This is a genomic window from Mycobacterium sp. 1482292.6, assembly GCF_001672995.1.
Taxonomy (GTDB): domain Bacteria; phylum Actinomycetota; class Actinomycetes; order Mycobacteriales; family Mycobacteriaceae; genus Mycobacterium; species Mycobacterium europaeum_A.
Genome location: NZ_LZKV01000116.1, coordinates 51922 through 64445, shown reverse-complemented (window position 1 = coordinate 64445; position 12524 = coordinate 51922). Strand labels below are relative to the sequence as shown.

The window sequence follows — 12524 nt, the reverse complement described above, 5'->3', positions numbered from 1 at the left end:
CCGATGAGCGTGAATTCGAGTTTGCCTCCGCCGCCGATGGTTCCGGCGATCACCGCACCGGTGTTGATCCCGATGCCGACCCGCAGCTCACCCTCGAATCGCTCGGCGACGCGGCGATGAATCGATACGGCGGTATTCACCGCCCCATCGGCATGATCGGCCAGATCGTTGGGGGCACCGAACACGGCCAGCGCGCCATCGCCGAGGAATTTATTCACGTGCCCGCCGGCGTCGACCACGGCGGGAACCACTATCTCGAACAAAGCATTGAGCCGGGCGACGGCGTCCTCGGCACTGTTGGCCTCGGCGAACGGGGTGAAATCGCGGACGTCGACGAACATCACCGACACTTCCCGACGCTCCCCGGAAAACACATCGTCACCCTGCTCGAGCAGTCGGGTGGCCAGCGCGGGATCGACATAGGTCCCGAACGCGCCCTGAAGTCGTTGCCGCTCAGCCAAACCCGCCTGCATGCGATTGAACGACGCCGCCAGCGCCCCGAGGTCGTCGTCCTGGACCACCGGCAGGCGCCGGCTGTAGTCGCCGGCGGCCACGCGTTCGGTTCCCTCGGCCAGGTCGCGAATGGGTCGAAGGGACGGCGCGAAGATGGCGCCGACGCTGACCGGCATGGTGAAGCCGATCAACAGCACGCTCCCGATCCCGATGGCCAGCAGGGGCGCATCGACGACGCGGGCGAACACGATCGCGACTATCGCGGCGGTGACGGCGTTCGTGAACGCGACCGACAGCATGGACACGTTCGCCCAGGCGGCGAAGGTCGGCCGAGAGCGCGGCAGGGAATCACCGATTCCGCTGTCACCGGTGATGGCGGCCCGCACCGGCCGCAGCGCCCCTTCCACGTAGCTGTGCACGGAGGCCAGCTGGGCGACGCCTCCGATGACGGCGCCCAGCACCGCGAACTGCACCAGCCGCGACCCGCTCGCCCCGGCGATCACACCGACACCGCCGAACAGCAGCGCGGCCCAGACCGCGGTGACACCCACGGCCCGGGCGGCGCACCCGCGCGCGAAGACATAGGTCTGCTCCAGCGCCCTGGCCGCGTCGACCTCGCGGCCGGCCGCCCACCGCTCGGCAAGGCGCAGGCGGCCTAGGCCGGGAAGTACCACCAGGTACTGCAGCACCAGCATGCCGACCAGGGTGACCGCGGCCGCCTCGACGTAGTGATCCGACTTCTGGAACGCGACAACGACAAACGACCATCCGAGGAAGGTCGGCGCCCCCAGGACGACGGTGATCGCGAAGGCCACCCACGTATACCTCGCGCCGTGCCGATCCCACGCCCATTGCCAGATGCGGTCCATGCCGCGAAAGTAAACGCCGAGATGCCGCCGAGCATGAGCAAAAGCGAGTAATCGATTACCCGATCAAACCCGAGCCGCTCGGCGGATACTCGGCTCACAAGCGAAGGGAGAGCGTCATGTCGAAGCAATTCGATGGGAAGGTCGCGTTCATCACCGGCGCCGCCCGTGGCCAAGGTCGGTCGCATGCGGTGCGGTTCGCCGAGGAGGGTGCCGACATCATCGCCGTCGATCTCTGCGGTCAGATCGACAGTGTCGCCTACCCGATGACCACCCCAGAGGATCTCGACGAGACCGTCAACCTGGTCGAAAAGACCGGCCGCCGGATCGTCGCAGCGCAGGGCGACGTCCGCGATTTCCAGGTGCTACGAACCGCAGTCGCCAACGGCCTGGCCGAGTTCGGCAGAATCGATTTCGTACTCGCCAACGCCGGGATCCTGCCGGGGGTCGGCGAACAGCGCCATGACATCGCTGCCTTCGTCGATTCGGTCAGTGTGATGCTCAACGGCGTGTACTACACGGTCGAGGCGGCCCTGCCCGGGATGCTCGACCATGGCGAGGGCGGGGCCATCGTGATCACGAGCTCGACCGCTGGGTTGAACAGCCTTTGCCCGACGTTCAGTAGCCGCAGCCACGGCTTGGCCGGCTACCACGCAGCAAAACACGGCGTTGTCGGCCTGATGAGGTACTACGCAACCTCCCTGGCGGAGAAAAACATTCGCGTCAACACGGTGCATCCGACCGGGGTCGCGACGCCGATGATCGTCAACGAACCTTTTGCCCAATTGATGGCCGAGCATCCCGAAGGTGCATCCGCGTTGCAGGCGCCGCTGCCGGTAGAGCTCATCGAAGCCGCGGATGTGAGCGAGGCGATGGTCTACCTCTGTGGGCGCTCGGGCCGCTATATCACCGGAGTCACATTGCCGGTGGACGGCGGGATTTCGGTGAAGTAGTGCGCGGCACCACCGCCTTCACTCGACGCGACGAACCGCTGTATCGAGCCCGAAGACGTTGACAGCGGCTGACTTGCCTTTCAATTCGTGGGATCCCCGGTCGACGAGTCCGGCCGGTCGAGAAGCCAAGGCGTCGACGGTCTGCTGGGTCAACAGGATCGCGTCCCCGGTGGTTTTGGTGAGCTGTTCGACGCGGGCGGCGACGTTCACGGCGTCACCGATGAGCGTGAATTCGAGTTTGCCTCCGCCGCCGATGGTTCCGGCGATCACCGCACCGGTGTTGATCCCGATGCCGACCCGCACTGCTCCGCCGAATCGTTCGGCTACCAAGTGCTGAATGCGCAACGCCGCGCTCGCCGCCGCGTCGGCATGATCGGCAAGATCGTTAGGGGCGTTGAAGACGGCCAGCGCGCCGTCGCCGAGGAACTTGTTGACATGGCCACCGGCATCGACCACCGCAGGCACCACGATCTCGAACAAAGCATTAAGCCGGGCGACGGTGTCCTCGGCGGTGTTGGCCTCGGCGAACGGGGTGAAGTCGCGGACGTCGACGAACATCACTGTCACCTCGCGGCGCTCGCCGGTGAAGACGTCGTCACCTTGCTCGAGCAGTCGCGCGGCTAGAGCCGGGTCGACATAGGTCCCGAACGCGCCCTGAAGTCGTTGCCGCTCGGCCAATCCCGCCTGCATGCGGTTGAACGACGCGGCCAACGCGCCAAGGTCGTCGTCCTGAACCACTGGCAGGCGCCGGCTGTAGTCGCCCGCCGCAACCCGTTTCGTCCCTTCGGCCAGGTCGCGAATCGGCCGCAGCGAAGGCGCGAACACCGCGGCGACGGTGATAGGTACCGCGAAGCAGAGGATCATCCCGGCCGCGATCAGGAGGTAAAGCAGCGGGAAACGTCCAGCTCGCTCGAAAACCACCGCCAGCAGCGCACTTGAGAGGGCGAACGTGAACGCGACGCCGAGCATGGAGACGTTCACCCACGCCGCAAAGCTCGGATGAGACCGAGGCAGGGAGTCGCCGATTGCAGTGCTATCAGCGATAGCAGACCTGGCCGGCCGCAGCGCCGCTTCCACGAAGCTGTGCACACCGATGAGCTGGATGCCCGTTCCCATTGCGGCGCCCATGATCCCGTATTGGACCAGCCGCCACCCCGACGCCCCGGCGATCCCAGCCACGACGACCAAGAGCAGGGCAGCCCAGACAGCGGTGACCACCACGGCTCGGGCAATTGTCCGCCGGCCCCACCTGTAGGTGGAGTGCAATGCCCGCGCCCGATCAACATCCCGGCCGGCCGCCCAACGGTCCACGACACCACTGCCGCCCCGGCCAGGAAGCACGAGCATGTACACCAGCACCAACCCGGCGACAATGTTCACGGTGACGGTCTCGACGTAGTGGCCAGATCCTTCGAGAGCGACAACACAGAACGACGGAAGAAGGAAGATCGGCAGGGTCAGGGCGTAGAGGACCGCGCCAATCGCCCACGAGTATCTCGTCTTATACCGATCCCACGCCCACTGCCAGATGCGGTCCATGCCGCGACCGTAGACGCTCAACCGCGGCTCGTGGGCGCGGTCAGCTAACAAACAAGCGCCCCCGGCCATGCAACCGGGGGCGCTTGTCGTCGTTCACTCAGTGGTGGTGGTGATGACCGTGGCCATGGTCGTCGGCCTCCTCGGCCGGCTTGTCGACGACCGCCGTCTCGGTGGTCAGGACCATCCGGGCCACCGACGCGGCGTTGAGCACCGCCGAGCGGGTGACTTTGACCGGGTCGATGACGCCGTCGGCGATCAGGTCGCCGTAGGTCAGCTTGTCCGCGTTCAGGCCGTGGCCGTTGGGCAGCTCGGTCACCTTGTGCACCGCGACCGCGCCGTCGAGCCCGGCGTTGGTGGCGATCCAGTACAGCGGCGCCGCCAGCGCCTCGGAGAAGACGCCGACACCCAGTGCCTGGTCGCCGCTCAGCGATGCGCGCAGCGTCTCCAGCGCCTTGCGGGTCTGCAGCAGCGCCGAGCCGCCACCGGCGACAATGCCTTCCTCGACAGCGGCTTTCGCGGCCGCGACAGCGTCCTCGACGCTTTCCTTGCGTTCCTTGAGCGCCGTCTCGGTGGCCGCTCCCACCTGGATCACCGCCACACCGCCGGCCAGCTTGGCCAGCCGCTCCTGCAGCTTCTCGCGGTCCCAGTCGGAGTCGCTCGCCTCGATCTCGGCGCGCAGCTGCTTGATGCGGTTGGCCACCGCATCCTTGGTGCCGCCGCCGTCGACGATGACGGTGTCGTCCTTGCTGACCACCACGCGGCGGGCCGAGCCCAGCACGTCCGTGCCGACCTCGCGCAGCAACAGGCCCGCGTCCGGGTTGATCACCTGGCCGCCGGTCACGATCGCCAGGTCCTCCAGGAACGCCTTGCGGCGGTCGCCGAAGAACGGCGCCTTGACCGCGACTGCCTTCAGCGTCTTGCGGATGGAGTTGACGACCAGGGTGGCCAGCGCCTCGCCCTCGATGTCCTCGGCGATGATCAACAGCGGCTTGCCCGATTCGGCGACTTTCTCCAGCATCGGCAGCAGGTCGGGCAGCGAACTGATCTTGTCCTGGTGCAACAGGATCACCGGGTCGTCCAGCACGGCCTGCTGGGAGTCGAAGTCGGTGACGAAATACGCCGACAGGAAGCCCTTGTCGAAACCGACGCCCTCGGTGAACTCGAGCTCGGTGCTCAGCGTCGAGGATTCTTCGACGCTGACCACGCCGTCGGTGCCGACCTTGGTCATCGCCTCACCGACCAGCTCACCCAGCAGCTGGTCGCGCGAGGACACGGTCGCCACCTGCGCGATCGCGTCCTTGCCGGAGACCGGGGTGGCCGCGGACAGCAGCGCCTCGGACACCGCGTCGGCGGCCTTGCTGATCCCCGCCCCCAACTCGATGGGGTTGGCGCCGGCCGCGACCAGCCGCAGGCCGCCCTTGACCAGCGCCTGCGCCAGCACGGTCGCCGTCGTGGTGCCGTCGCCGGCGACGTCGTTGGTCTTGGTGGCCACCGACTTCACCAGCTGGGCGCCCAGGTTCTCGAACGGGTCTTCCAGGTCGATCTCACGCGCGACGGTCACACCGTCGTTGGTGACCGCCGGGCCACCGAATGCCTTGGCCAGCACCACATGCCGGCCGCGCGGCCCGAGCGTCACCCGTACCGCGTCGGCGAGCGTGTTCACGCCCGCCTCGATGGCGCGGCGCGCGGTCTCGTCGTACTCAATGATCTTGCTCATCAGGCTCCTTGTTTGAATGGTGGCGACCCGCTTCGCCCGGCTTCGCCGCGCTTGCGATCGCCACTAGCCCCAAACGCATGCCGCCCCGGAAATCACCCGCGCGGGACGCGGGGATCGCCGGGGCGGAACACGGTTCTTACTTGGAGACGACAGCCAGCACGTCGCGTGCCGACAGGATCAGGTACTCCTCGCCGCCGTACTTGATCTCGGTGCCGCCGTACTTGCTGTAGATGACGGTGTCGCCTTCCGAGACGTCCAGCGGGATGCGCTTCGCGCCGTCTTCGTCCCACCGGCCGGGGCCGACTGCGACGACGGTGCCTTCCTGCGGCTTCTCCTTGGCGGTGTCAGGAATGACCAGACCAGACGCGGTCGTGGTCTCGGCCTCGTTGGCCTGCACGAGAATCTTGTCCTCGAGTGGCTTGATATTCACCTTCGCCACGATTGGAGCCTCCACTGTTGGGTCGGGTCCGGGACGCGCCCGGACCGGAGTTGACGGCCGGCACGGGTTGAGCCCGCACCTTCCGAGTTATCAGGTGTTCGGCATTCGTCCGCGCCCGAGCGCCGTCGTCGCGGGTGCCGACACAGGGCTTGGCCGATTGCCACCTAGCACTCTATACATGCGAGTGCTAGCACTCAAGGGCCCCCCGCTGCTTCTCCAGCGTCGGCGTGTCCGCGCTCAGCGAACATCAACTCACCTGCGCTTTCACCACGGGCAGCCCCGGGTCGCTGGGCACGTCCAGCGCCGACGGCGGCGCCCCCGCGGCGACCAGATGCGCCGCGAACGACGCGATCATCGCCCCGTTGTCGGTGCACAGCCGGGGCCTGGGGATGCGCAGCGTCAGGCCCGCCTCGGCGCAGCGCCGCTCCGCCAACTCGCGCAGCCGAGAATTGGCGGCCACCCCGCCGGCGATCAGCAGGGTCCGCACGCCCAGCCCGGTGGCGGCGCGCACGGCCTTTTTGGTGAGCACGTCGGCGACGGCCTCCTGAAAGCCGGCCGCGATGTCGGCGTTCACCGCGTCGGGGTGGCTTTCCAAGTAGCACGCGACGGCCGTCTTGAGGCCGGAAAAGCTGAACGCGTAGGGGTCGTCACGCGGCCCGGTCATGCCCCGCGGGAAGGCGATCGCGTCGCGATCACCCGTGCGGGCCAGCTCGTCGAGCACCCTGCCGCCCGGGTAGCCGAGCCCCAGCAGCCTCGCCACCTTGTCGTAGGCCTCGCCGGCGGCGTCGTCGACGGTGCTGCCCAGCTCGACGATCGGCTCGCCGAGCGAACGCACGTGCAGCAGGTGGGTGTGGCCGCCGGAGACCAGCAGCGCCACGCACTCGGGCAGCGGCCCGTGCTCGTAGACGTCGGCGGCCAGATGCCCGCCCAGGTGGTTCACCGCATAGAAGGGCACCCCCCAGGCCGCCGAATAGGCTTTGGCCGCAGCGACTCCCACCAGCAGGGCGCCGGCCAGCCCGGGCCCGATGGTGGCCGCGACGACGTCGGGCCTGTCCAGCCCGGCGGTCGACAACGCGCGGCGCATGGCCGGTCCCAGCGCCTCCAGATGCGCGCGTGAGGCGATCTCGGGCACCACGCCGCCGAACCGCACGTGTTCGTCGACGCTGGAGGCCACCTCGTCGGCCAGCAGCGTCACGGTGCCGTCGGGGTCCAGCCGGGCGATGCCGACTCCCGTTTCGTCGCACGAGGTTTCGATGGCAAGAATGGTTGTCATGCGCCGTGGGCCTCCCGCCGCATCGTGTACGCGTCGGCGCCGCTGACCCGGTAATAGCGGCGGCGCAGGCCGATCTGCTCGAACCCGACGCTGGTGTACAGCCCGATGGCGGCCTCGTTGTCGGTGCGGACCTCCAGGTACACCGCGCCGCCGTCGGCGAACCTCAGCAGCTCGTCGAGCAGCCGGCGGCCGATGCCCCGGCCCTGGTACGCCGGATCCACGCCGATGGTGTGCACCTCGTATTCGTAGGGCGGGGTGCGGCCCAATCGCGAGATGCCGGCGTAGCCGACCAGCGTCTCGCCCACCCGCGCGCCCACGTAATGGTTGTGGGCACTGGCCAATTCGCGATGGAATGCCGCCGCGGGCCACGGGTCGTCGCCGTCGAAGAGCTGCGCCTCCAGCTCGGCGCAGCGCTGGGCGTCGGCCCGGGTCAGGCCGCCGAGGGTCGCGGGCTCGCTGTGGGCGGTCATCGCCGCGTGGCCAACGGTTTGGCGTCGGGCCGACGCAGGTACAGGGCCACCAGCGGCTCGGGGTCGGCGGACCAATCGGCCACCGCCGCAACCAGTCCGGCCGGTGTCGGGCAGCTCGGTTCACCCACCGGCAAGCCGAACAGGGCGGCGTGTTCGGGTGAGCCGGCGACGGCCGCCGCGGCACCCGGGTCGACGTCGGCCGGCGCGTTGACGGCCGGGCCGTGGGTGCGCACGCCGTCGCGGTAGCGGGCCCAATAGACCTCGCGGCGGCGGGCGTCGGTCACCACCAAGGCGTCCCCGCTGGTCCGCACGCCGATCGCGTCCAGGCTGCACACGCCGCGCACGGGGATGCCGAGTGCGTGCCCGTAGGCGGCGGCGGTGGCCATGCCCGCGCGCAGGCCGGTGAACGGGCCCGGTCCGCAGCCCACCACGACGGCGCCCAGGTCGGCCATCGTCAGCCCCGAATCGGCCAGGGCAGCAAGGACATTCGGGGTGAGGCGTTCGGCGTGGGCCCGGGCGTCGACGGTGACCCGCTCGGCGAACACGCACAGGTCGTCACGCCGCACCAGGCCGGCCGTCACCGCCGGGGTCGAGGTGTCGAGGGCAAGGACGATCGTCATGACTCGCCCCCGTTGTCGGCGTTGTCGGCCCACCGCCAGGTCGCGATCCGCACGTCGGATCCGGTGACGCGCTCGAGCCGGATGTCCAGATGCCGCTCGGCGAGCCGCTCGACCAGGCCCTCGCCCCATTCCACCACCACGACAGCGTCGTCGAGATCGCTGTCCAAGTCCAGCGAATCGAGCTCGGCGAGCAGATCGGCGCCCTGGTTGTCGGTGTGGTCGAGCAGCCGGTACATGTCGACGTGAATCATGGCCGGGGCGCCCGCGCGCCGCGGCGGATGCACGCGTGCCAGCACGTAGGACGGCGAGGTCACCGGCCCGTCGACATCCATCGCCGCCGCAATCCCCTTGGCCAACACGGTCTTTCCCGCCCCGAGCGGACCCGAGAGCACCACCACGTCCCCCGCCCGCAGGTGTTGCGCCAGCCGCGAGCCCAGCGCCATGGTGTCCTCGACCCGGTCACAGGTCGCGGTGCCGCCGTCGAGTTCAGCCACGGCGCCGCAACCTTTCTCGCATCCGCCGCATGCGCAGCGCCGCCTTGCCCGGGGTGGCCCGCCGAACCAGTCGGACCAGCCCGCCGTTGATGGCGTCGGGCTTGTCCAGCAGCGCCAGGTGGCTCGCGCCGACGACGATGACCAGCTCGGCCTGCGGCAGGCTGGCGGCCATCTTGCGCGAATATTCATCGGGGGTGAGCAGGTCGTGGTCGCCGCACGCGATCAGCGTCGGGACCCGCAGCAGCGTCCACAGCCCGGCGGTCTCGTCGTGCTTTTCCAGCGCGTCCAGAAAGCCGACCATGGTGGGGATCGGGGTGCTGTTCATCATCCGCTGCGAGAACGCGTCCAGGCTGCGGCTGACCTGCAGGTCGCTGTAGGAGGCGGCCCGCAGCACCGGGCCGATCAACGACCGGGATACGTTGCGCCCCCGGTGCATCAGCTTCGGCGCGGACCGCGCGGCGACCCGAACCGCTTCCAGCGCAGGGTTTTTCAGGATCTCGCCCAGCGGTGACCTGGACACCCCTTCGGCCGCGGACGAAATCAGCGCGGCGCCCACGATGCGGCGTCCGTATTGCTCGGGGAACTGGCGGGCGTGGGACAACACCGTCATGCCGCCCATCGAGTGGCCCACCAGCACGATCATTCCGCGCGGTGCCACCACGTTCAGCACGGTTTGCAGGTCCCTGCCGAGTTGGGTCAGCGTGTAGGTCTCGGGGTCGGCCTCGCCGGACCTGCCATGGCCGCGCTGGTCGTAGAACACCATCCGGACGTCGGGGCCCAACTGCTCGGGCAACCGGGTGCGCTGAAAATGAAACGCGCCCATCTGCAGGCAGAACCCATGGACGAAGACCAGCGTCAGCGGCGCATCGGCCGGGCCGGTATCGCGCACCGCCAGCGGAATCCCGTCGGGCGTGGTCACCACCAGGCCGGCGTCGTCCTCGAGCCGGTTGAAATCCTCGTTCGCATAGGGGTCTTCGACCGTGGCGCGCTGGGTCATCGACCGGCGGGCCGAGGCGCCGATGATGGTGGCGACGGCGGTCACCCCCGCGCCTCCCGCAAGCCAGGCCCTGCCCTTGCGGCGCCTGCGGGGTTCCTCAGGACTCAACGGTTCGCGCCTCGCGGTAGGTCCTGGTGATCCGCCCGCGGGGGCTGGTCACGACTTCGTAGTGGATGGTGCCGAGCAGGTCGGCCCAGTCCTGCGCGGTGGGCTCGCCGCTCGCGCCGGACCCGAACAGGATCGCCTCGTCGCCTTCGGCCACGTCGACGCGCCCCGGGCCGAGGTCGACGACGAACTGGTCCATGCAGATCCGCCCGACGCCCGGGCGCCGGCTGCCGTTGATCAACACCTCGAGCCGGCCGCCCAGCGACCGGAAGATGCCGTCGGCGTAACCGACCGGCAGCAGCGCGAGGTTGGTGTCGCGCTGGGCGGTCCAGGTGTGGCCGTAGGACACGCTCTCCCCGGCGCGAATCGACTTCACCAGCGCCACAGAGCATTTCACCGTCATCGCCGGCACCAGACCCATGTCGCCACGCTCGGGCACCGGGCTCAGCCCGTAGATCGCGATGCCGGGGCGCACCATGTCGAAGGCCAGGTCGGGACGAGACATGGTGGCCGACGAGTTCGACAGGTGCGCCACGTCGAACCGCACGCCCTGATCGCGCGCCTGGGCCAGCAAGGCGGCGAAACGTTGGGCCTGAAGGTTGTTCACGGGGTTGGCGGGCTCATCGGCGTAGACCATGTGCGACATCAGGCCCCGCAGCACGACGGCCTCCTCGGCGACGGCCCGGCGCAGCGCGGTCAGCAGCGCGGGGTATTGCGCGGGCGGCACCCCATTGCGGTTCAGTCCGGTGTCCACCTTGACGGTGACGGTCGCGGTCCGTCCGGTGCGGCGCGCCGCGTCCACCAGGTCGTCGAGCTGGCGCTCCGAGGACACGGCGATCTGCACGTCGGCCAGCAGCGCGGGGCCGAAGTCGATGCCGGGCGGGTGCAACCAGGCCAGCACGGGCGCGGTGATGCCGTCCGCGCGCAGCGCCAGGGCCTCGGTGATGGTGGCGACGCCCAATTCGGCCGCCCCCGCGGCCAGTGCGGCGCGCGCCGTCTGGGCGGCCCCGTGGCCGTAGCCGTCGGCCTTGACCACGGCCATCACCTGCGCGCCGCCGGCCTGCTCGCACAGCAGCCGCACGTTGTGCTCAATCGCGCCCAGGTCCACCAGGGCCTCGGCGAGGACGCCCGGGGTCAGGGATATCGGCGTTGCGGACACGGCAGCCATTGTCCCAGAGCGCTCGGCGCCTCCGGACCAACCGTCAGTGCGCGAAGTGCTCGGCGCGGTAGTGCCCGCCCGGCTTGAGCTTGTCGAGGCTGGCCAGCGCGGTGCGGGCGTCGTCGTGCAGGGCCCGGGCCAGGTCGGCGGACAGGCCCTCGCGCACCACGATGCGCAGCACCGAGATGTCGGTGGCGTTGTCGGGCATGGTGTAGGCCGGCACCTGCCAGCCGTAACCCCGCAGCTCGTGGGAGACGTCGAACTCGGTGTAGCCCAGCCCGCGGGCGAGCCGGAAGCTGACCACCGGGATCGCCGAACCGTCGGAGATCAGCTCACAGTGCTCGCCGGTGCGCAGCTGCTCGCCCAGCCAGCGTGCGGTCGATGACAGCGTCTGCATCACCTGCGTGTAGCCCTCGCGTCCCAGCCGCAGGAAGTTGTAGTACTGGCCGACGACCTGGTTGCCGGGCCGGGAGAAGTTCAGCGTGAAGGTCGGCATGTCGCCGCCCAGGTAGTTGACGTGGAACACCAGGTCCTCGGGCAGGTAGTCCTTGCTGCGCCACACCACGAACCCGACGCCGGGATAGGTCAGCCCGTACTTGTGGCCGCTGACGTTGATCGACACCACCCGCGGCAGCCGGAAGTCCCACTTGAGCTCGGGGTGCAGGAACGGCACGACGAATCCGCCGCTGGCCGCGTCGACATGCACGGGGACGTCGACTCCCCCGCCGGCGGCCAGCTTGTCCAGGGCCGCGCAGATCTCGGCGATGGGTTCCAGCTCCCCGGTGTAGGTGGTGCCCAGGATCGCCACCACCCCGATGGTGTCCTCGTCAACGGCGTCGACGACCTGCTCGGGGGTGATGACGTAGCGCCCCTCCTCCATCGGCAGGTAGCGCGGTTCGACGTCGAAGTAGCGGCAGAACTTCTCCCAGACCACCTGGACGTTGGAGCCCATCACCAGGTTCGGGGTGCGGCCCTTCCAGTCCCCCCCTTTTTTCCGGCCCACCTTCTCGCGCCACCGCCACTTCATCGCCAGACCGCCGAGCATCACGGCCTCGCTGGAACCGATCGTCGACACCCCGGTGGCGCTGGACGGGTCGTCGTCGCGCAGCCCGTCGGCGTGGAACAGGTCGGCCACCATGCACACGCAGCGCTGCTCGATGGCCGCGGTCGCCGGGTATTCGTCCTTGTCGATCATGTTCTTGTCGAACGTCTCGGCCATCAGCTTGCCGGCCTCGGGATCCATCCAGGTCGTCACGAAGGTGGCCAGATTCAGCCGGGAGCTGCCGTCGAGCATCAGCTCGTCGTGGATGAAGCGGTAGGCAGCCTCGGGATCCATCGACTCGTCGGGCATCCGCAGCGCCGGCACCGGCGCGGTGAACAGGCGGCCGGTGTAGGCGGGCGCGATCGAGTGGGCGGGCATGGACGGGTGTTGGGGCACG

General features: G+C 69.1%; 12 protein-coding genes. 1 reads left to right on the top strand and 11 read right to left on the bottom strand.

The annotated features are described in order from the left end of the window. Positions 1-1322 (bottom strand): adenylate/guanylate cyclase domain-containing protein (locus A5624_RS12000; RefSeq protein ID WP_082990550.1); only part of this gene is annotated, 1322 nt, incomplete at its 3' end. 116 nt (positions 1323-1438) lie between these two features. On the opposite strand from A5624_RS12000, the gene A5624_RS11995 reads away from it, so the two are divergent. Next, the gene (locus A5624_RS11995; RefSeq protein WP_066866341.1) at positions 1439-2272 is read left to right on the top strand and encodes a mycofactocin-coupled SDR family oxidoreductase; all 834 of its coding nucleotides are present in this window, start codon (positions 1439-1441) and stop codon (positions 2270-2272) included. 18 nt (positions 2273-2290) lie between these two features. On the opposite strand, the gene A5624_RS11990 is transcribed toward A5624_RS11995, so the two are convergent. From A5624_RS11990 to A5624_RS11945, 10 genes are all read right to left on the bottom strand, one after another. After that, entirely contained in the window at positions 2291-3811 is a 1521-nt protein-coding gene (locus A5624_RS11990; protein ID WP_066866339.1) for an adenylate/guanylate cyclase domain-containing protein, read from the bottom strand. A 97-nt stretch (positions 3812-3908) separates the two neighbouring features. Beyond that, complete coding sequence (gene groL / locus A5624_RS11985) at positions 3909-5528, bottom strand: chaperonin GroEL (protein WP_066866337.1); 1620 nt, start codon at positions 5526-5528, stop codon at positions 3909-3911. Between the two features lie 136 nt (positions 5529-5664). Beyond that, positions 5665-5967 carry a co-chaperone GroES gene (gene groES, locus A5624_RS11980; RefSeq protein WP_064950356.1) on the bottom strand — a complete coding sequence of 101 codons (303 nt, stop codon included), beginning with the start codon at positions 5965-5967 and terminating at the stop codon, positions 5665-5667. Between the two features lie 247 nt (positions 5968-6214). Beyond that, the gene (gene tsaD / locus A5624_RS11975; RefSeq protein ID WP_066866335.1) at positions 6215-7240 is read right to left on the bottom strand and encodes a tRNA (adenosine(37)-N6)-threonylcarbamoyltransferase complex transferase subunit TsaD; all 1026 of its coding nucleotides are present in this window, start codon (positions 7238-7240) and stop codon (positions 6215-6217) included. Next, on the bottom strand, positions 7237-7710 hold the full coding sequence (rimI, locus tag A5624_RS11970; protein ID WP_066866333.1) for a ribosomal protein S18-alanine N-acetyltransferase: 474 nt from the start codon (positions 7708-7710) through the stop codon (positions 7237-7239). The genes tsaD and rimI overlap by 4 nt, the downstream gene beginning before the upstream one ends. Then, a complete protein-coding gene (gene tsaB, locus A5624_RS11965; RefSeq protein ID WP_066866331.1) occupies positions 7707-8330 on the bottom strand; it encodes a tRNA (adenosine(37)-N6)-threonylcarbamoyltransferase complex dimerization subunit type 1 TsaB in 624 nt (207 codons plus the stop codon). Before tsaB ends, rimI begins: the two co-directional genes overlap by 4 nt. Then, a complete protein-coding gene (tsaE, locus tag A5624_RS11960; protein WP_156748991.1) occupies positions 8327-8824 on the bottom strand; it encodes a tRNA (adenosine(37)-N6)-threonylcarbamoyltransferase complex ATPase subunit type 1 TsaE in 498 nt (165 codons plus the stop codon). Before tsaE ends, tsaB begins: the two co-directional genes overlap by 4 nt. Then, on the bottom strand, positions 8817-9866 hold the full coding sequence (locus A5624_RS11955) for an alpha/beta fold hydrolase (protein WP_197518951.1): 1050 nt from the start codon (positions 9864-9866) through the stop codon (positions 8817-8819). The genes tsaE and A5624_RS11955 overlap by 8 nt, the downstream gene beginning before the upstream one ends. A gap of 52 nt (positions 9867-9918) precedes the next feature. After that, a complete protein-coding gene (alr, locus tag A5624_RS11950; protein ID WP_066866356.1) occupies positions 9919-11085 on the bottom strand; it encodes an alanine racemase in 1167 nt (388 codons plus the stop codon). Positions 11086-11128: 43 nt separating this feature from the next. After that, positions 11129-12505 (bottom strand): glutamate decarboxylase, encoded by a 1377-nt coding sequence (locus tag A5624_RS11945; protein WP_156748995.1) that lies wholly within the window; start codon positions 12503-12505, stop codon positions 11129-11131. Between the last annotated feature and the right edge of the window lie 19 nt (positions 12506-12524).